Genomic DNA, 18,923 nt, shown 5'->3' with positions numbered 1-18,923 from the left:
ATGATGATCGTCGGAATCGTCGCCGTATGCGTCGTTCTCGCCGTGCTCGCGTTCCTCGTACCGCGCCTGTCCCATCGTCCGCAGCGCGGCACTCAGCGAACGCTGGGCGCCGGCTCCCGGGCCGGCGGCAAGGCGCCCGGCATCCTGGGCCGCGCATTCAGCAAGCCCTTCCGCAGCAGCTCCAAGGCCGTCGGTCGCAGTGGTTCGGCCGGTCGCCGGGCCCGTGGCCACATGCCGTTCTGACCCGGCGGATTCGGAGGCGGCGATGTCGCGGCCGGCGCGTTCCACGAGGCGTGCGGCTGGTCGGTGCCGGGGCGATGTCAGCGGCGGTGGACGCTCACCGCGTAGCCGCCACCGTCATACGGGTCGGCGTCCCAGGTGGCGAAGCGGTCGGTGAGGGTCAGGCCGGCTCCGGTGCAGTGGGCTTCGTACTGCGCAAGGGTGAGGCTCGGCGCCACGGGCAGATGGTCCCGGTCGAGGCCGAAGCCCGCGACGAGCAGGCCGCCCGGGCGCAGCGCGCGGGCCAGCACGGCCGCGACGTCCGCCTCGGTGCCCGGAGCGAGGAGCGGAAAGACGTTGCCCGCGGCGATGACGAGGTCGAAGCCGGGGGTGACACCGGCGGCGGCCGGGTCGAAGTCCGACAGGTCGGCTTGCAGCCAGGTCAGCCGTGGTGCGCTTCTCCGGGCCACGGCCAGCATGGAGGCGTCGCGGTCGACGCCGACGCCGTCGTATCCGAGCCGGGCGAGCTGGATCAGGACTCGGCCGGTACCGCAGCCCGCGTCGAGCACGCGGGCCCCCGGGGGCACCAGCGTGGCGCACAGCCGGGCCTCACCGTGTACGTCCTGCCCGTGTTCCGCCAGCTCCGCGAAACGAGCGGCGTACTGCTCACCGGACGTGCCACCGGTCAGCTGTTCCCATCGGTTCATGGCGGTGAGTCTAGGGTCCACGATCGCTTGGCTCGTACGTCAGTGCCGTATGTGCGGCCAGTCGGCGAGTTCCTCGGCACCCGCGGGCTGTGCGACGGCCTGGTCCACGGTGTCGTGGAAGGAGTAGACGGGACGCAGCCCGCCGAGGGTGAAGACGCGGAGCAGCCGCTCGTCGTCGCAGGCGATCCGCAGGGAGCCATGGTGTGCCTGGATGCGCTTGGTGACCGCGACGATCATGCCGAGGCCCGCCGAGTCCAGGAACGGAGTACCGCACAGGTCCAGGACGAAGTGCAGGTGGCCCTCGTCCAGGAGCCGGACCACCGCCGCTCGCACGACGGGCGCGAACGCGATGTCGATCTCACCACTGGCGCCGACGACGGTCCAGCCGTTCGTCACGTGGTGGGCGACCGATCCGTACTCGTACGGTCCTGCCAGGCTCTGGTCAGTCACTTATCCATCCCTCACATTGCCGTCCTATTTGCCCCGTCTCATCCAGGAAACGGGACGCGGCCACCCCCTCACAAGGGCCTGGATTTCAGATGGTGAGCGAGAGCCCCCGGGAGACCCGTTCCGCGGTGCCGAGCAGTCGCGCCACGGCGTCGCCGAGCGATGCGGCACGGCTGACGTTCACGGAGATCCCGAGCGCGCCGATGGTGTCGCCCTGGCGCACGGGCACCGCCACGCACGCCGTGCCCAGCGCGTACTCCTCGACGTCGGTCACGGCGGGGACCTGAGTCGCGGCGTCCAGGCGTCGCAGCAGGTCACGGCGGTAGGTGATGGTACGAGGGGTGAGGTCGTTCAGCGTGTGACGGGAGAGGTAGTCGGCGCGGGCCTCCGGATCCAGTTCGCGCAGCACGCACTTGCCGAGCGCCGTGGCGTGTCCCGCGTCCTCGAAGCCGACCCACAGATCGACACGGGGGGCTTTCGGGCCGTCCACGATCTCCGCGACCCGGATCTCGCCGTCTTCGTAGAAGGTCAGGTAGGCCGCGGCGGACAGGCCGTCGCGCAACTCGGCGAGCGTCGGACGGACCCTGCTGAGTGCCGCCTGCTCGCGGCTTCCGCCGTGCAGCGCGCCCAGCTTCTCGCCGAGGACGAACGTGCCGTCGTCGAGTTTGCGCACGTAGCCGTCGTGCACCATGGTGCGCAGCAGGTGGTAGGTGGTGGCCAGGGCCAGTCCCGTCTCACGTGCCAGCTGCTTGGCCGGGACGCCGCCCTCGTGCGCGCCGACCGCTTCCATCAGCCGGAAGGCTCGCTGCACCGACGAGATGAGTGTGGGACCGTCCTTACCACTCATCTCTCCACCCTGCTCGCGCGCACGGCCACCCGCAAGTCCGGACCGCCTCGACCTGCCTCGGCCGAACGGTCACCTGGGCTCCGGGTCCAGCCAGGGCCGCCGCCCCGGGCCGGTAGGGTGCGTGCCCGTGACCCCCATGACGACCGAGTAGAGGCTGGTCTCCGCGGTGATGAAGAGGCGGTTGCGCTTGGGTCCGCCCCAGGAGATGTTGGCCACCGCCTCAGGGACGTCGAGCCGCCCGATCAGCGTGCCGTCGGGGTCGTAGCAGTGCACCCCGTCCGCCATCGCGGCCGCCCAGAGCCGGCCGTCGGCGTCGAACCGGAGGTTGTCGAAGCGTGCGTTCGCGCGACGGGCGGCCTCGGCGAAGATCTTGCCGTCGGAGAGGGTGCCGTCGTCCCGTACGTCGAAGACCCGGATGCAGCCGGCCCGGGTGTCGGAGACGAAGAGCTGACGCTCGTCCGGCGAGAAGACGAGCCCGTTCGGCGCCGCGAAGCAGTCGGCGACCAGGTCCACCGCACCGCTGTCCGGGTCGATCCGGTAGACGTTGTTGGCCGCGATCTCGCTCTCGGCGCGGTAGCCCTCGTAGTCGCTGGTGATGCCGAAGTCCGGGTCGGAGAACCAGACGGAGCCGTCCGACTTCACCGCCGCGTCGTTAGGGCTGTTCAGGCGCTTGCCCTGCCAGCGGTCGGCCAGCACCGTGACCGTGCCGTCGTGCTCGGTCCGTGTCACCCGGCGGTTGCCCTGCTCGCAGGTGATCAGCCGGCCCTGCCGGTCGAGCGTGTTGCCGTTGGTGTGCCCGGCGGCACGGCGGAAGACGCTGACGGCGCCGGTCTCCTCGTCCCAGCGCAGCATCCGGTCATTGGGGATGTCGCTCCAGATCACCTGCCGCCAGGCAGGCACGTAGACGGGCCCCTCGGCCCAACGGCAGCCGGTGTACAGCACCTCCAGGCCGTCGTCGCCGTTCATGCACCGCCCGGCACGGAACCGGTCGTCGAGCATCTCGTACAGCGCAGGGCTCTCGTCGGGCATGGGGTCCCCTCCCACAGACGGGCCGAACAAACTTCGGCATGGCACGCATATTCTAGGATGACGTATTGTGCCTGCACCTGTAGGGCGAATGGAGAATTGTGGATCACATCGATCGTGTCCTCCTGACGCGACTCCAGCAGGACGCCACGCAGTCCTACGCCGTGCTCGGCCAGGCCGTGGGCCTGTCCGCCGGGGCGGCCCACGAGCGTGTGCGCAAGCTGCGGGAGCGGGGGGTCATCCGACGGACCACTGCCGAAGTGGACCCGGCGTCGGTCGGGTGCGGTGTCCTCGCCTACGTGATGGTCGACTCGACGGCGTGGATGGGAGACTCCGCGCAGGACTTCGCCGCGCTGCCCGAGATCCTGGAGGCGCACGTCATCGCCGGCAGCGCCTCGGTGCTGGTGAAAGTCAGGACCGCGACCACCGAGCAGCTGCAGGACGTGCTGCGCCGTATCTACGCCATTGCCGGGGTCAGCGGGACCAGTGCGACGGTTGTGCTGGAGACGCTCTTCGAGCGGCAGGTTTCCCCGGGGGCGGGCGACCAGACGTGAGTCAGCGCCGGGACCTCGCGGGTGTCACGAAGTCGCGGCGGGCGGACGGAAACACGCGATCACGGTCTTGCCGTCGGGACAGGCGCGGGCCTCCCAGTCGTCCGCCAGCGCCTCGACGAGGAACATCCCGCGTCCGCCCAGGCGGTCGGGGCTCGCCGCCCGGGCCAGGGGGAGTTCGCCGGAAGAGTCGTGCACGGCGATGTGCAGGCAGTGCTCGTCCCACGTCATCATCAACTGCGCGTTGCTGCGGGCGTGCACCTGGGCGTTGGTGACGAGCTCCGAGACGGTCAGCAGCACGGCGTCCACCGTCTCCGGAGCCGTGGCGGTCCACCGCATCTGCCGCAGGTGGCCGCGGGCCCAGTCCCGCGCCGTCCTCACATCGCTGGTGAGCGGCAACGACTTCGCCCAGCCCACTGCCCGTAGGGATGATTCGCTCACCTTCGGCACCTCCTGATCCGGTTCCCGTCCTCTGTCCCGACTACCCCGGCACGGCGGATCGAGGCCCAGTGGGTCGAGGCCGGCCGACCGTGTCGTGTCCGGGGTGGCCCCCACGGACCACAGCGGGCGGCTCGCGAACCCGGCGTGGTCATCAGTCGAGGAACCTCAGGAGTTCGGCGGTGACGAAGCGGGGGTTCTCCTCGACGAGCCAGTGTCCGGCTCGCGGAACGTCCACCGCCCGCTCGATGTTGGTCACGCGCGGGGCCACTGTGCCGCGGATCGCGTCGAGTTGTCCTTCCGCGGTCATGAGCAGGGCCGGGACGCGTACCGGTGCCGCGGCCACGGTGTCGCGGACGTCCCGTTCCAGAGCGCGGTAGAGCTCGAAGCCCCCCGAGAGGGCCTCGGGCCGGCTGTAGGTGCGGGCGTACTCGTCGATCTCGGCGCGGGTGAACGGCGCGTCGTCGGACGTGCCGCCGAACGCCGTGCCACGGTACGAGACCTGGGGGTAGAACAGCGACAGGTACTTCCTGACGTCGTCTCCCACGACCGCCTCGGGGACGCGCCGCTGGGCGTGAAAGGCGATGTGCCAGCTCAGTGAGCGGTAGGTGGGCGCGTCGATCGCGGGCCCGGGCAGCGGCAGGTCCAGGTAGCCCAGGCGCGCGGTGTCGTCCGGGAATTGGCTCGCGTACTGGAATGCCACCGCGGCACCGAGGTCGTGCCCGACGACGCGGGCGTCGTGCAGCCCGAGCCGGTCGGCGACCAGTTTGTGCACGTACCGCGCCAGCGTGGCCTTGTCGTAGCCGGACGGGGAGCCGGTGCTGTCGCCCAGTCCGGGCAGGTCTACGGCGTAGACGGTGTGGTGCTTGGCGAGTTCCGGCATGATCGGCCACCAGCCGTACCAGGTCTGCGGCCAACCGTGGATCAGCACGACCGGCGTGCCGCTGCCGCCCCTCACGTAGTGCATACGGACCCCGTCGACGTCGGCGAACTCGTGGCGGAAGTCCTTCTCGAACCGGGGATCGTTTTGGGTGACGGCGGCGTACGCGGGGGCGTCGTCCACCGCTGCCGGTGTGGAGCAGGACGCGGTGGCGATGGTGAACAGGAGGGTGAGGAGAACGCTTGCCACCGTTCGCGCGGAACGGCGGAAGGTGTGCGGCATCGGCCGTGGTGCTGGGGTCATGGTTCGCAGTCTTGCCAGCCGCCCCCTGGCCTGGCACTCCATCTTGCGGTTACGGCAAGAGGCAGCGCGGCCCGTCCGACGTCGGCCACGACGCCGTGGCCGAGGCAGTCGACGACCGGCCGGGCGGCACAATGACACGATGGATCATCAGTTCGTCGGCATACCGGAGTTGACCGACGTCCCCCGCGTCGCGGTCGTCATCGACGTCATGCGGGCCTTCACCGTGGCCGCCTGGGCCTTCTCGCGTGGCGGGGAGAGGATCGTCCTCGCCTCCACGGAGCGTGCGGCGCTCGAGTTGAAGGAGAGCCGGCCGGGTTGGCTCGCCTTGAAGGACGGTGCTCCGGCGGCGGGGTTCGACGCGGTGAACTCGCCGGGCCTGCTCAGGTCCGCCGATTTCGCCGGCCGCACGCTGGTGCAGAAGACGACGGCGGGAACCGTGGGCGCGCTGGCCGTCGCGGACGCACCGCTGGTCCTGTGCGCGAGCTTCGTGGTGGCCGGACCCACCGCGCGGTTCCTGCGGAGCCAGGAGGCCGGTCCGGTGACGTTCGTCGTCACCGGGGAGGACGGCAGGGCCGACGAGGACCTGGCCTGTGCCGAGTACATCGGGCGTTGCGTGGACGGTGGCGGTGTCGACGCCGCCCCCTACGTCCACCGTGCGGGCGCCTCACGCGCCGCGGCCGAACTCGCCGGAGGACTGCGGAGCGGGTACCACCCCGACGACGTCGGTCTCTGCCTGGAGGTCGACAGGTTCCCCTTCGCCATGGTGGCTCGCCAGGAGGGGCCGCTGACGGTGCTCCGGCCCGTTGCCGTGCCCGACTCCGACCGTCCCGGGCGGTCCTGAGCCGCTGCCGAGAGCCCTTGGCCGGAAGCGCGCGTCCGGCCGGATCGGGCGGGTCACACCCCTGGACGGTCGTCACGGGGGTGTGCTCTGATCCTCAGTGCGCTCCCGTCTTCCAACGATGTACAACTCCGCGACCTCGTACGCCCGTCGACACGGAGCCCTGCCCCCGTGCGGCCCTTCAAGGGGACCGACGGCACAGAAGGATCCGAGTCCACAGTCAGGAGACCCGCATGTCCGTCAGCAGACGCGCCCTCCTCGGCACCGGCGCCCTGGCCCTCGGCACGGCGGCGCTGGGCGCCCCGCTCGCCACCTCCGCGGCCGCCGCCACATCGAGGGCGTCCGGCGCGCTCGCGCCGGACGCCCTCCGCAAGCTGCCCGCCGGCAGCGTCACCGCGCGGGGCTGGCTCGCCGGTCAGCTCGGACTCCAGCTCGACGGCCTCTGCGGCCGGTTCGAGAGTCTGTCGCACTTCCTCGACTTCTCCTCGACCGGCTGGGTGCACCCGGAGCGCGGAGCCTGGGAGGAAGTGCCGTACTGGCTGCGTGGATACGTGCCCATGGCGGTCGCCACCGGGGACCGGGACGCGCTCGCGCGCTCGGGCACCTGGATCGAGGCGATCCTGGCCACCCAGCAGAGCGACGGCTTCTTCGGGCCGCGCGCGCTGCGTACGTCACTGAACGGCGGTCCGGACTTCTGGCCGTTCCTGCCGCTCCTCCAGGCCCTGCGCACGCACGAGGAGTACACGGGGGACGAGCGCGTCGTCCCCTTCATCACCCGGTTCCTGCGCTTCATGAACGCCCAGGGCCCCGGCGCCTTCAACTCCAGTTGGGTCTCCTACCGCTGGGGCGACGGCCTCGACGTGGCCCTGTGGCTGCACCGCCGCACCGGCGAGCCGTTCCTGCTCGACCTGGCCACCAAGATGCACACCCTGGGCGCCGACTGGACGGGCCCCACGCCCTCCCGGCACAACGTCAACATCGCCCAGGGCTTCCGTGAGCCCGCGCAGTACGCGCAGGTGACCGGCGACCCGGAGCTGATACGGGCCACCTACCGGGCCTACGACCGGGTCATGGACGTCTACGGGCGGTTCCCCGGCGGCGGCATGGCGGGCGACGAGAACTACCGGCCGGGGTTCACCGACCCGCGGCAGGGCTTCGAGACCTGCGGGATCGTCGAGTTCATGGCCAGTCACGAACTGCTCACCAGGATCACCGGCGACCCCGTCTGGGCAGACCGGTGCGAGGACCTGGCCTTCAACATGCTGCCCGCCTCCCTCGACCCGCAGGGCAGGGCCGTGCACTACGTCACCAGCGCCAACGGCGTCGACCTGGACAACCGGCCGAAGACACAGGGGCAGTTCCAGAACGGCTTCGCCATGCAGTCGTTCCAGCCCGGCGTCGACCAGTACCGCTGCTGTCCGCACAACTACGGCATGGGCTGGCCCTACTTCACCGAGGAGCTGTGGCTGGCCACCCCGGACGGCGGACTGGCCGCGGCGATGTACGCCCCGAGCGAGGTCCGCGCGCGCGTCGCCGGGGGTACGACGGTCACCGTCACCGAGGACACCGGCTATCCCTTCACCGAGACCGTCGCGCTGACCGTGTCCACGCCGCGCCCGGTCTCCTTCCCGCTGCGGCTGCGGGTGCCGGGCTGGTGCGACGGGCCGGAGGTCCGCGTCAACGGCCGCTCCGTCGCCGCGGCGGCGGGGCCCGGCTGGGTCACCGTGCGGCGGACCTGGCGCAGCGGCGACCAGGTGTCCCTGCGTCTCCCCCAGCGGACCACGCTGCGCCACTGGCCCGACCAGCACGACGCCGTCAGCGTCCAGCACGGGCCCCTCACCTACTCCCTCCGGATCGGCGAGCGGTACGAGCGGTACGGGGGCGACGACACCTTCCCCGAGTACGCGGTGCACGCCACGTCGCCGTGGAACTACGGTCTCGTCGCGTCGCCCCGCCTGGAGTTCACCCCGGCACGCGGTCCCGTGCCCGACAATCCCTTCACCCACGAGTCGGTCCCGGTCCGCATCAGCGCCGAGGCCCGTCGCGTCGAGGAGTGGATCGCGGACGACGAGAACGTGGTGGCGCCCCTGCAGGCCGGGCCGGCGCGCAGTGACTCCCCCGTCGAGACGGTCACGCTCGTCCCCATGGGCGCCGCGAGGCTGCGCATCACCTCCTTCCCCACGGCCACGCCCGACGGCAGGGCCTGGACGCCCGAGCCCCCGTTCCGGCGCGTCCAGAACAAGCACAGCGGCAAGGTCCTCGCCGTGGACGGCATGTCGCTGGAGAACAGCGCGCGCGTCGTGCAGTTCGACAACTCCGGCACCGGCGACCACGCCTGGCAGCTCGTGGACCGGGGTGAGGGCTGGTATCTGATCCGCAACGGCAACAGCGGCAAGGTCCTCGGCGTCGACGGCATGTCCACCGCCGACAGCGCCCGCGTCGTCCAGTACGAGGACAACGGCACCGCCGACCACCTGTGGACCCTGGTGGACGACGGGGACGGCTGGTACCGCATCCGGAACCGGCACAGCGGCAAGGTACTGGGCGTCGACGGCATGTCGACCGGCAACAGCGCGCAGGTCGTCCAGTTCGACGACAACGGGACAGCCGACCACCTCTGGAAGTTCCTGTGACGCGACGGGAGTGAGCCTTTGCCGCGCCTGGGTTGACGGCGGATCAGTGAAGTGGTGCGCGAGGTCTGGACAGGCGCGGAAGGGCGTGTTGTCATTCCGCTGACACAAGCTTTCCAACGTTGCAAAGATGGCTTCCGAGGAAGGGTCCGATGACGAGACCACACACCCGCCCACGAGCCAGAGTGTGGGCAATCCTGACAGCGGCGGCCCTGGTGCTGCCCACGACCGGCCTCACGGCCTCCGCCACGGCCGCGGAGGCGGCCACCGGCACGTCCGCGGTGCGGGCCGAGCAGGACGGCCCGGCCGCCGTCCAGGTGCAGGGCCTGAAGGGCGAGTACTTCAGCATGTCCGCGCCGGGGGCGAGGGATTTCGCCGAACTCGGCGGTACGGTGCTCGACCCGCAGGTCAACTTCTCCGGCCTGACCAGCACTTTCCAGGAGCTGACCGGCAAGACGGAGCACACGACCGCCCGCTGGACCGGGCAGATCGCGGCGCCGGCCACCGGCGACTACACCTTCCACGCCATCGGCGACAACGGCTTCCGGCTCTTCATCGACGGCGAGCCGGTCATCGACCACTGGCAGCCGGACTGGGACAACGAGCAGACGAGCGCCGCGGTCCACCTGAAGGCGAGTGAGAAGCACGACTTCCGCCTGGAGATGTTCCAGGACACCGGCGGCGCCAACATGTTCCTGCGCTGGTCGACGCCGACGACGGACAAGCAGCTCGTGCCGATGTCGGCGTTCACCCCGCCGGACGACTTCGAGGTCTACCCGGTGGAGCTGAACGTCGGCGAGGACGGCCGGCAGGTGCGGGCCCGCTTCGAGGGCAGGGTCGGCGATGTCGAGGGGCTGGCGGAGCACCTGAAGGTCGAGGCCGACACGACCCCGATGCCCGTCAAGTCGGTGCGGGTGGCGCCCGGCGACCGCAACGCGCTCCTCATCACGCTCGCGGAGCCCATCCAGAAGAACCAGCAGGTCAAGTTCTCCTACGACGGCGAGGGCGGCCTCACCGACGGCGGCGGGACGGTGCCCCAGGTCGTCCGGTACGCGCAGAACGAGTCCACCCACCGGCTCACCACGCCGTGGGGCGACCGGCTCGACGAGAAGAACCCGCTGCCCGAATACCCGCGCCCCCAGCAGGTACGGTCGAAGTGGAAGAACCTCAACGGGCCGTGGCAGTTCAGCGCCGCGGAGGCCGGGGAGCAGCCGGTCTTCGGCAAGGACCTCGACGAGAAGATCATCGTGCCGTTCCCGGTCGAGTCGCAGCTCTCCGGTCTTGAGCGGCACGAGGACCACATGTTCTACCGCAAGCTCGTCGAGGTGCCCAAGAGCTGGAAGGTCGGCGGGAGCGACAAGGCAGGCAACCGCCTGAAGCTCAACTTCGGTGCCGTCGACTACCAGGCACGCGTCTTCGTCAACGGCAGGAAGGTCGCGGAGCACACCGGCGGATACAACGCCTTCAGTGCCGACATCACCGACGCGCTGAAGGGCAAGGGCCCGCAGGAGGTCGTCGTCGCGGTGACCGACACCGGCGGCGCCAACCAGCCGATGGGCAAGCAGTCCCGGAACCCCGGCGGCATCTTCTACACCCAGTCGTCCGGCATCTGGCAGACGGTGTGGATGGAACCCGTCGCCCGCGCGTCCGTTGACAACGTAGTCACGACTCCGGACATCGACACCAGCAGCCTCGCGGTGACCGTCGAGTCCGGTGACGCCTCCGACAAGGCACGGGTCGAGGCCGTCGCGCGTGACAAGCGCGGCAAGGTCGTGGGCAAGGTCAGCGGGCCGGCCAACGAGAAGCTGCGGCTGCCCGTCGCGAAGCAGCACCTGTGGAGCCCCGACGACCCGTACCTCTACGACCTCGACGTGAAGCTCGTCGACGGCAGGTCGACCGACCGCGTCGGCGGCTACTTCGGCATGCGGAAGATCAGCGTCGAGAAGGTCGGCGGGTTCCCGAAGCTGGTGCTGAACGGGAAGCCCGTCTTCTCGCTCGCCACCCTCGACCAGGGCTTCTGGCCGGACGGTCTGTACACGGCACCGAGCGACGACGCGCTCGCCTTCGACCTCGAGGCCCACAAGAAGCTGGGCTTCAACGCCGTACGCAAGCACATCAAGGTGGAGTCACCGCGCTGGTTCTACCACGCGGACCGGCTCGGGCTGCTGGTGTGGCAGGACTTCGTCTCCGGGAACTTCCCCGACGAGTCCGGGCAGCAGGCGTTCGTCGAGCAGGGCACGGAGATGATGCGGCAGCATCACAACTCGCCCTCGATTATCGGGTGGATCGTCTTCAACGAGGGCTGGGGCGAGTGGAACCGGGAGGCCACCGGCCGTCTCGCCGAGTCCGTGAAGGCCGCCGACCCGTCCCGGATCGTCAACGCCCACAGCGGTGTCAACTGCTGCAACTCCAAGGGTGACTCGGGCAAGGGCGACATCATCGACCACCACGACTACAACAACGAGGATCCGCCCTTCCCCGACGAGACCAGGGCCGCCATGGACGGCGAGCACGGTGGCTTCACGCTGCGCACACCGGGGCACATGTGGCCGGGCGCGCCGACCGTGATCTACAGCGGCGTGGCCGACAAGGAGGCGCTGACCCGCAAGTACGTGGAGAACACGGAGGAGTTCTACCTGGCCCAGGCCGGTGCGGAGCTGTCCGGCTCGGTGTACACGCAGATCACCGACCTGGAGAACGAGCTCAACGGTCTGTACACCTACGACCGCCGGGAGATCAAGGTCGATCCGGACCGGGTCCGCGAGATCAACCGCAAGGTCATCGCGGCCGGCGCGGCCGCGGGCGACCGGGAGCCCCTGACGGGCGGCGGCAGCTGGTCCCTCGACGAGGGCTCCGGCACCACCGCCGCGGACGGCGGGCCGGGCGGCCGGGACCTGAAGCTCGCCGCGGGCACGGCCTGGACCCCGGGCGTCAGCGGCAGCGCGCTGAAGTTCGACGGTCAGGGCCAGTCCGCGCAGACGGACGGGCCGGTGCTCGACACCACCGGCAGCTACTCGGTGTCCGCCTGGGTACGGCTCGACGCGCTCCCCGGCAACTACGCCACCGCGGTCAGCCAGGACACGCGGCGCCAGGCGAGCCCGTTCTACCTCCAGTACGGGCAGGGCGCCTTCGCCTTCAGCACGCCCGGCGAGCAGCGGGCCCGGATGGAGACCACTCCGGAGACGGGCCGCTGGTACCACCTCGTCGGCGTACGGGACGGCGCGGACAACCGGCTCAGCCTGTACGTCGACGGTGAGCCGGCCGCCACGGCGGCCGCCGGACCGGCCTACCCGAGCACCGGCCCGCTGACCGTGGGCCGCGCCCAGTGGGGCGGCGACCCGACGGACTTCTGGAACGGGGCGGTCGACCAGGTCCACGCCTACGACAAGGCCCTCACCGCCGAGGAGGTGAGGGCTCTGTACACCGACGAGAAGCCGTAGGTTCCAGGCTCTCCGAGGTCCCGGCGGGAAGCGGGTTGGCCCCGCTTCCCGCCGGATGTCTCAGCGGACCGGGCCGACCGCCACGTTGTCGAAGGAGGCACCGGTGTCGAAGACCCGGACGCCGTTGGCACCGCTGCGGTACGTCCCGTCGGTGACCGAGATCCTCGGGGTCGTCATGTCGTCCACGTACACCTTGATGGAAGGGCCGGCGGCCGTGACCCTCACCCGGTGGGTGGACCCGGGGTCGAGGGACGTGTGCGCGGTCGCCAGCGGTGTCCAGGAGTCGGCGACCCGGCCGAGCACGACCCCGCCGTCCCGGCGGATTCCCGCGTAGTACCCGGTGTAGCCGTCCACGCCGACCGACGGCCGGGTCACCCGGAAGGTCAGGCCCGCGTCGCCGTTGCCCGAGCCGAGGCGTACGTCGGCGTCGTAGGTGAAGTCGGCGAAGTCGGTGTCGAGGAGCGCCTTTCCGCCCAGTGAGTGTCCCGCCCGGTAGCGCCCGCCGTCGGCCGACCAGGAACCGCCGTAGGTCCGCCAGCCGAGGGCGTTGCCGTCGGCGAAGTTGTCCTTCACGCCCATCTGGATGCGCGGGATGGTGCCGTCGGCGTTGAAGTGCAGGCGATCATAGGCGAGTTGGCGGTGGTTTCCGTCGGTCTCGCTGAGCGGGCGGCGGTGGTAGACGATGTACCAGATGTCGGTACCCGGCACGTTGATCACGGAGTTGTGCCCTGATCCCTTGGCGACCGCGGGGTCCTGGGCGAGCACCCTGTCGATCTTCTCGAAGGGGCCGGTCGGTGAGTCGGAGATCGCGTAGGAGACCGAGTAGTCGGGTCCGGTCCAGCCGCCCTCGGACCACATCAGGTAGTACTTGCCGCCCCGTTTGAACATCTGGGGCCCCTCGACGTAGTCCGCCGGGGTGATCTCCTTGTACGTCGACCCGTCGGCGAAGGTGCCGAGGCTGGTCATGTCCCGGTTGAGCTTGACGACGTTGGCGTGGCCCCAGCCTCCGTAGTACATGTAGGCCTGCCCGTCGTCGTCGATGAAGACGTCCTGGTCGATGGGCTGGGCGCCGTTGTGGAAGCGGGAGACGAGCGGGCCGCCGATGGCGTCCTTGTACGGTCCCTCGGGACGGTCCGCGACGGCCACTCCGATGCCGCCGGTCTGGGAGTCGTTCTGGATGTCGTTGGCGGCGAAGTACAGGTAGTACTTGCCGTCGCGCTCGATGGGCGCCGGCGCCCACAGGGCGTACTTCGCCCAGGAGACGTCGGCCGTCTTCAGGACCTCGCTGTGCTTGGTCCAGTGGACCAGGTCCGTCGAGGAGAACGCGTCGAGGTAGGTCTGCTCGGCGTAGCTCTTGGAGGTCGTCGGGAAGACCCAGTACCGCCCGTCGTAGCGGGCGGTGTCGGGGTCGGCGTACCAGCCGTCGACGAAGGGGTTGCCTGCCTCGGAGGTCGAGTACTCGGGTGCGGCGACGGCGGCGGAGGGCGAGAGCATCGCGATCAGTCCGCCGGCGAGCAACGATGCGCAGGACCTGGCGACGAGCCCGGTCGCTTTGACGGTGGTCATGGAGGGCGTCTCCTGTCGGTCGGTGGTGGGGGGTGCACCGGCCGGCGGGTGGACGTGGCACCGGCCGTGGAAACCGGACGCGGCAGCCGGGGCGAGTGAGGCACGGCTGCCGCGTCCGGGGCTCTGTCACATCAGCCGGCGTCTGCGCCCCAGCCAGGTCTGGGCGATGACGACGAGGGCCAGGAAGGCGCCGCTGACGACGAGTTGGTAGGAGGAGTCGAGGGAGCCGATCTGGTTGATGACGTTCTGGATGACCTTGAGCAGCAGGACTCCGACGAGCGAGCCGCTGACGTAGCCGAGGCCGCCGGTGAGCAGGGTGCCGCCAATGACGACGGCGGAGATGGCGTCCAGCTCCATGCCGTTGCCGAGGATGGTCACGCCGGAGGCGAGCCAGGCGGCGTTCAGGGCGCCGGCCAGCCCGGCGAGCAGCCCGGACAGGGTGTAGACGAGGATCTTGGTGCGGGCGACCGGCGCCCCCATCAGGGCCGCCGCGTCCTCGTTGCCGCCGACCGCGTACACGTGCTGGCCGAAACGGGTCCGCCGCAGCACCACGGCGCCCGCGCCGAACAGGGCGAGCGTGATCCACACCGGGTTGCCGAGGCCCAGCGTGCTGCCCTGGCCGAGTTCGGCGAGGAAGGAGCCCTTGGCGATGAGGTAGGTGTTCGCGCCTTCGTCGGTGATGGCCAGCATGAGGCCGCGGGCGCCCAGCATGGCGGCCAGGGTGACGATGAAGGGGGCGAGGCGGGAGCGCGCCACGAGCAGTCCGTTGACGACGCCGATCAGTCCGCAGACCGCGAGCGGCAGCAGGAGGGCCACCAGGGTGCCGTGGCGTGATCCCCAGGCGGCGAGGACTCCCCCGAGGGCGAACAGGGAGCCGACGGAGAGGTCGATGCCGCCGGTGATGATGACGAAGGTCATGCCGAGGGCGACGATGGCCAGGAACGCCGAACTGGTCGCCATGTTGCTGATGTTGTCGCCGGTGGCGAAGGAGTCGAAGGAGAACGACGCCACCAGGGAGACGATCACCAGCACGGCCAGGGCGCCGTGCTGCTGGACCAGGGCGCTCAGCCGCTCGGAGCGCGCGGAGCCGGCCGGCTCGGTGGCGTCGGTCGGTTCGTTGCTCGCGGTGACCATGGGCGCGTCCGTCTTCGTCGCGCTCATCGCTTCCCCCGTCCTCGTGCCGCGTAGACGGCGCACACGATCACTATGGCCTGGGCGATCTGGGTCCATGAGGGCGGCAGATCGTGCTTGATCAGCGTGGCGGTGAGCAGCTGGATCAGGACGGCGCCCGCCACGGTGCCGGCGATGTTGACCCGGCCGCCGGTCAGGGGTGTGCCGCCGACCACGACGGCGGTGATGGCCGAGAGTTCCATCAGGTTGCCGAGCGAGGTGGGGTCGCTGGCCTGGAGCCGGGCGGTCGCCAGCACGCCCGCCACGGCCGCGAGCAGGGCGCAGGCCACGTACACGAGGATGAGTACCCGGCGCACCGGGAGGCCGGCCAGCTCGGCGGCGGGCCGGCTGTCGCCGATGGCGAGGAGCTGGCGGCCGAAGGTGGTGCGGCGGACCACGAAGGCCACCAGCAGGGCCAGTCCGGCGGCGATCAGGATCAGGTACGGGAATCCGAGCACGTCGCCCGAGCCCAGGGAGGCGAGTGCGGGGTTGCGCAGGTCCTCCAGCTGGGGCAGCAGCACCAGGGCGAGACCGCGGCCGCCGACCATGAGCGCCAGGGTGGCCACGATCGGCTGGACGCCGATGAAGGCGACCAGCGCTCCGTTGGCGAGCCCGACGCCGGCCGCGAACAGCGCCACCACCAGCAGGGCGGGCAGCAGCCCGTATCCGAGGTAGAGGGCGGTGGCGGAGGCGGCCAGCGCCATCACGGCGCCGACGGACAGGTCGACGCCCTCGGTGCCGATGACCAGGGCCATGCCGAGCGCGACGATGATGACCGGGGCGACCTGGACGGCCTGGGTGCGGAAGTTCTCGGCGGACAGGAAATGCGGGGTGATGACGATGTTGACGATCAGCAGCAGCGCCACGCCGGCGTAGACGCCGTACGTCTGCAGCCACTGCATGAGGCGGGCCTTGTCCAGTGGGGCGGTGCGGAGGGTGGCTTCAGCCATGGGTGACCGCCTCCTCGGCCGGGTCCCGCGGCGGGGCCTCGCCGGCGATGGTGCGCATCAGCTGGTCCTCGGTGACCTCGTCGCCGGTCAGTTCGCCGACGACCGCACCGTCCTTCAGTACGACCACGCGGTCGGACCCTTCGATCAGTTCCTCCAGGTCGGAGGAGATGAGCAGGACGCCCAGGCCGTCCGCGGCCAGTTCGTCCACGAGTTTCTGCACCTCGGCCTTGGCGCCGACGTCGATGCCGCGGGTGGGTTCGTCGAGGAGCAGCACCTTCGGGTTCATCGCCAGCCAGCGGGCCAGGAGCACCTTCTGCTGGTTGCCGCCGGACAGTTCGCCGACTTTCTGGTGGGGTGAGGACGCCTTGATGCGCAGCCGTTTCATGAAGGTGTCGACGATGGAGTCGACGCGGGACTCGGAGACCAGGCCGAAGCGGGAGAGCCGGGGCAGGACGGCGAGCGCGATGTTCTCCCGCACGGACAGACCGGGGACGATGCCCTCGCTCTTGCGGTCTTCGGGCAGCAGGCTGATGCCCGCCCGGATGGAGGCGGGTGTCGATCCGCCGCGCAGCGGTGCCCCGGCCACCGTGACGTTTCCCGAACTCAGTGCCAGAGCACCGGAGATCGCCTTGGCGGTCTCGGTGCGTCCGGAGCCGAGGAGACCGCCGAGGCCGACGACCTCGCCGGGCCGGATGTCGAGGGACACACCATGGAGCTTGTGCCGGACGGACAACTCCCGCGCGGACAGGACCGGTTGGTCGTCGGCGATTTGGTGGTCGCCGGAGAACTTGGTCTGCCCCTCCGCGCGCACCTCCCCCAGTTCGCGGCCGAGCATGGTCGACACCAGGTCGATGCGGTCCAGGTCGGCCAGGTCGCCGTGGTGGACGCGGCGCCCGTCGCGCAGCACGGTGACCTTGCTGCACACGGCGTACAGCTCGTCCAGGCGGTGGCTGACGTAGATGACGGCGATGCCCTGGTCGCGCAGGCGGCGGATGACCGAGAACAGGGTCTCCACCTCCCGCGGTTCGAGGGAGGAGGTCGGTTCGTCCATGATGACGACGCGTGCGTCGGTGGCCACGGCGCGGGCCAGGGCCACCATCTGCTGGGCGCCGACACCGAGGGTGCGCAGCGACTGGCGGACGTCGACGCGGACGCCGTAGGTGCGCAGGATCTCGCCGGCCTCGCGGTTCATGCGGGCGAAGTCGAGCAGGCCGAGGCGGGTGCGGGGCTCGCGGCCGAGGAAGAGGTTGCGGGCCACGCTCAGCAGCGGGATGAGGTTGACCTCTTGGTAGATGGTCGAGATGCCGGCCTTCTGCGCCTCCAGCGGGGTCTCGAAGGAGACCTCCCGGTCCTGGAAGGTGATGCGGCCGGCGTCCGGTCGGTAGACGCCGGTGAGCAGCTTGATGAGGGTCGACTTTCCGGCGCCGTTCTCGCCGATCAGGGCGTGGACCTCGCCGGCGTGCACGGTCAGGTCCACGTCGTCCAGGGCGCGGACGCCGGGGAAGGTCTTGCTCAGTCCGCGGACGGCGAGGACTTCGGCGGGGGGTGCCACCTGTGCCTCCAGGATGTGTGGTGCGGGCAGGACGACGGGGGCCCGGGTGTCCCGGGCCCCGTGGAGGGTCAGTAGGCCTTGCCGATGTCCTGCTTGGCGTTGTCCGCGTTGTACGCCCCGTCCTCGATGACGATGTCCTGCGGCACCGCTTCGCCCTTGGTGAAGGTGTCGAGGGTCTGGAACGCCAGCGGTCCGAAGCGCGGGTTGGACTCGATCACCCCGCTGATCCAGCCGTCGACGATGCCCTGCACGGCGTTGCGCGTGCCGTCCACGGTGATGATGTCGACGTCGCCCGCCTTCTTGCCGGCTCCCTTGAGGGCGGCCACCGCGCCCAGGCCCATCTCGTCGTTCTCCGCGTAGATGCCCTTGATGCCGGGGTTCGACTGGATGAGCTGCTCGGTGACCTGCTGGCCCTTCTCGCGGGCGAAGTCACCGGTCTGCTCGAAGACCACCTTCAGGCCGGGGGCCTTCTCGGCCACGCGGTCCTTGAAGCCCTTGGTGCGCTCGGTGGTGACGTTGTTGCCGGCCGCGCCGAGGAGGATGGCGACCTCGCCCTTGCCGCCCGTGGCCTCGATCATCTGGTCGGCGGCCCGGCGTCCCTGCTCGACGAAGTCCGAGGCGATGAAGGAGACGTAGTCCTTGCAGGCCTCGGCGTTGATCTTGCGGTCGATCGTGATGATCGGGACCTTCTTCGCGGCGGCGGCCTGCAGCACCGGGTCCCAGCCGTCGGAGTTGAGCGGCGCGATGACCAGCAGGTCGGCGCCCTTGGCGAGCAGGTCCTGCACGTCGGTGATCTGCTTGGAGAACTGCGACTGGGCGTTGGCGGTGAGCAGCTTGACGCCCCGCTTCTCCGCCTCGTCCTTGATGGACTGGGTCTCGGCGATCCGGAACGGGTTCGCCTCCTTCTCCGACTGGGAGAAGCCGACGGTCGCGCCCTTCAGGTCCAGCTTCTCGGCGCCGTACGCGTCGATGGTGCAGGTCTTGCTGCCCGGCTTCGGCGTGACGGCCTTCTGCTCGGCGCCGGCCGCGGACGACCCGGACTGCTTGCTGTCCGACGCGTCGTCCTCCGACTTGGCGCAGGCGGTCGCGGTGAGGGCCACGGCGGCGGCCAGGGCCACGACCACCGGGCGGCCGAGGAGGTGTGGACGGTGAGTGGTGCGCTGCATGGTGACCCCGATCCGGGTGGCGCTGAAAGGGAATTGGGGAGCCGGACTATGTGCGACGACTACTGCTTCTCCCCCTGCGGAGGACCTCGTCCGGCCCGCCGCACAGAGGTTTTACATCGTTGCAAGGATGCTGTAAACCCCCCGTGCGCGACCTGCGATCAGGACGTGCGGGTCGAACTCGCTTTTCCAGCGG

General features: G+C 70.3%; 16 protein-coding genes. 5 read left to right on the top strand and 11 right to left on the bottom strand.

What is annotated here, in order from left to right; all coding sequences use genetic code 11:
- A complete protein-coding gene (locus tag DMH12_RS02935) occupies positions 1-243 on the top strand; it encodes a DUF6411 family protein (RefSeq protein WP_125489951.1) in 243 nt (80 codons plus the stop codon).
- Positions 244-320: 77 nt separating this feature from the next.
- On the opposite strand, the gene DMH12_RS02930 is transcribed toward DMH12_RS02935, so the two are convergent.
- The 4 genes from DMH12_RS02930 to DMH12_RS02915 all read right to left on the bottom strand — a co-directional run bounded on the left by DMH12_RS02930 (position 321) and on the right by DMH12_RS02915 (position 3,249).
- Positions 321-926 (bottom strand): bifunctional 2-polyprenyl-6-hydroxyphenol methylase/3-demethylubiquinol 3-O-methyltransferase UbiG, encoded by a 606-nt coding sequence (locus DMH12_RS02930; protein WP_125489950.1) that lies wholly within the window; start codon positions 924-926, stop codon positions 321-323.
- 39 nt (positions 927-965) lie between these two features.
- Entirely contained in the window at positions 966-1,376 is a 411-nt protein-coding gene (locus tag DMH12_RS02925; RefSeq protein ID WP_125489949.1) for an STAS domain-containing protein, read from the bottom strand.
- A gap of 85 nt (positions 1,377-1,461) precedes the next feature.
- A complete protein-coding gene (locus DMH12_RS02920) occupies positions 1,462-2,220 on the bottom strand; it encodes an IclR family transcriptional regulator (protein WP_125489948.1) in 759 nt (252 codons plus the stop codon).
- A 69-nt stretch (positions 2,221-2,289) separates the two neighbouring features.
- On the bottom strand, positions 2,290-3,249 hold the full coding sequence (locus tag DMH12_RS02915) for an SMP-30/gluconolactonase/LRE family protein (protein ID WP_125489947.1): 960 nt from the start codon (positions 3,247-3,249) through the stop codon (positions 2,290-2,292).
- A gap of 98 nt (positions 3,250-3,347) precedes the next feature.
- Between DMH12_RS02915 and DMH12_RS02910 the strand changes: the two genes are divergently transcribed.
- A complete protein-coding gene (locus tag DMH12_RS02910; RefSeq protein WP_125489946.1) occupies positions 3,348-3,800 on the top strand; it encodes an Lrp/AsnC family transcriptional regulator in 453 nt (150 codons plus the stop codon).
- A 24-nt stretch (positions 3,801-3,824) separates the two neighbouring features.
- Here the strand turns inward: DMH12_RS02910 and DMH12_RS02905 are convergent, their stop codons facing one another.
- Together DMH12_RS02905 and DMH12_RS02900 are read right to left on the bottom strand one after the other, a co-directional pair.
- Complete coding sequence (locus DMH12_RS02905; protein ID WP_125489945.1) at positions 3,825-4,238, bottom strand: ATP-binding protein; 414 nt, start codon at positions 4,236-4,238, stop codon at positions 3,825-3,827.
- A 151-nt stretch (positions 4,239-4,389) separates the two neighbouring features.
- On the bottom strand, positions 4,390-5,364 hold the full coding sequence (locus tag DMH12_RS02900; RefSeq protein WP_260473992.1) for an alpha/beta fold hydrolase: 975 nt from the start codon (positions 5,362-5,364) through the stop codon (positions 4,390-4,392).
- A 193-nt stretch (positions 5,365-5,557) separates the two neighbouring features.
- On the opposite strand from DMH12_RS02900, the gene DMH12_RS02895 reads away from it, so the two are divergent.
- From DMH12_RS02895 to DMH12_RS02885, 3 genes are all read left to right on the top strand, one after another.
- Complete coding sequence (locus tag DMH12_RS02895; protein ID WP_125489944.1) at positions 5,558-6,259, top strand: 2-phosphosulfolactate phosphatase; 702 nt, start codon at positions 5,558-5,560, stop codon at positions 6,257-6,259.
- Positions 6,260-6,489: 230 nt separating this feature from the next.
- Positions 6,490-8,889, top strand: a complete 2,400-nt coding sequence (locus DMH12_RS02890; RefSeq protein ID WP_125489943.1) for a beta-L-arabinofuranosidase domain-containing protein — start codon at positions 6,490-6,492, stop codon at positions 8,887-8,889.
- Positions 8,890-9,038: 149 nt separating this feature from the next.
- The gene (locus DMH12_RS02885) at positions 9,039-12,326 is read left to right on the top strand and encodes a LamG-like jellyroll fold domain-containing protein (RefSeq protein WP_125489942.1); all 3,288 of its coding nucleotides are present in this window, start codon (positions 9,039-9,041) and stop codon (positions 12,324-12,326) included.
- A 60-nt stretch (positions 12,327-12,386) separates the two neighbouring features.
- On the opposite strand, the gene DMH12_RS02880 is transcribed toward DMH12_RS02885, so the two are convergent.
- From DMH12_RS02880 to DMH12_RS02860, 5 genes are all read right to left on the bottom strand, one after another.
- Positions 12,387-13,892, bottom strand: a complete 1,506-nt coding sequence (locus DMH12_RS02880) for a glycoside hydrolase family 43 protein (RefSeq protein WP_125489941.1) — start codon at positions 13,890-13,892, stop codon at positions 12,387-12,389.
- A gap of 126 nt (positions 13,893-14,018) precedes the next feature.
- Entirely contained in the window at positions 14,019-15,053 is a 1,035-nt protein-coding gene (locus DMH12_RS02875) for an ABC transporter permease (protein WP_125489940.1), read from the bottom strand.
- The gene (locus DMH12_RS02870; protein WP_122618000.1) at positions 15,050-16,012 is read right to left on the bottom strand and encodes an ABC transporter permease; all 963 of its coding nucleotides are present in this window, start codon (positions 16,010-16,012) and stop codon (positions 15,050-15,052) included. The genes DMH12_RS02875 and DMH12_RS02870 overlap by 4 nt, the downstream gene beginning before the upstream one ends.
- Positions 16,005-17,564, bottom strand: coding sequence for a sugar ABC transporter ATP-binding protein (locus DMH12_RS02865; protein ID WP_125489939.1), 1,560 nt, complete (start codon positions 17,562-17,564; stop codon positions 16,005-16,007). The genes DMH12_RS02870 and DMH12_RS02865 overlap by 8 nt, the downstream gene beginning before the upstream one ends.
- A 68-nt stretch (positions 17,565-17,632) precedes the next feature.
- Positions 17,633-18,730 (bottom strand): ABC transporter substrate-binding protein, encoded by a 1,098-nt coding sequence (locus DMH12_RS02860; RefSeq protein ID WP_125489938.1) that lies wholly within the window; start codon positions 18,728-18,730, stop codon positions 17,633-17,635.
- Positions 18,731-18,923 lie beyond the last annotated feature (193 nt).

This window comes from Streptomyces sp. WAC 04229, from assembly GCF_003947455.1.
Lineage (GTDB): Bacteria > Actinomycetota > Actinomycetes > Streptomycetales > Streptomycetaceae > Streptomyces.
Note: the sequence above shows the minus strand (reverse complement) of the source record. Positions and strands in the feature narration are given on the sequence as shown.

Excerpts from the sequence above, each read along its gene's own strand:
- DMH12_RS02935 (WP_125489951.1), top strand. The coding sequence starts at position 1 with ATGATGATCGTCGGAATCGTCGCCGTATGCGTCGTTCTCGCCGTGCTC.
- DMH12_RS02930 (WP_125489950.1), bottom strand. The coding sequence starts at position 926 with ATGAACCGATGGGAACAGCTGACCGGTGGCACGTCCGGTGAGCAGTAC.
- DMH12_RS02920 (WP_125489948.1), bottom strand. The coding sequence starts at position 2,220 with ATGAGTGGTAAGGACGGTCCCACACTCATCTCGTCGGTGCAGCGAGCC.
- DMH12_RS02915 (WP_125489947.1), bottom strand. The coding sequence starts at position 3,249 with ATGCCCGACGAGAGCCCTGCGCTGTACGAGATGCTCGACGACCGGTTC.
- DMH12_RS02895 (WP_125489944.1), top strand. The coding sequence starts at position 5,558 with ATGGATCATCAGTTCGTCGGCATACCGGAGTTGACCGACGTCCCCCGC.
- DMH12_RS02890 (WP_125489943.1), top strand. The coding sequence starts at position 6,490 with ATGTCCGTCAGCAGACGCGCCCTCCTCGGCACCGGCGCCCTGGCCCTC.
- DMH12_RS02885 (WP_125489942.1), top strand. The coding sequence starts at position 9,039 with ATGACGAGACCACACACCCGCCCACGAGCCAGAGTGTGGGCAATCCTG.
- DMH12_RS02880 (WP_125489941.1), bottom strand. The coding sequence starts at position 13,892 with ATGACCACCGTCAAAGCGACCGGGCTCGTCGCCAGGTCCTGCGCATCG.
- DMH12_RS02875 (WP_125489940.1), bottom strand. The coding sequence starts at position 15,053 with ATGAGCGCGACGAAGACGGACGCGCCCATGGTCACCGCGAGCAACGAA.
- DMH12_RS02870 (WP_122618000.1), bottom strand. The coding sequence starts at position 16,012 with ATGGCTGAAGCCACCCTCCGCACCGCCCCACTGGACAAGGCCCGCCTC.
- DMH12_RS02860 (WP_125489938.1), bottom strand. The coding sequence starts at position 18,730 with ATGCAGCGCACCACTCACCGTCCACACCTCCTCGGCCGCCCGGTGGTC.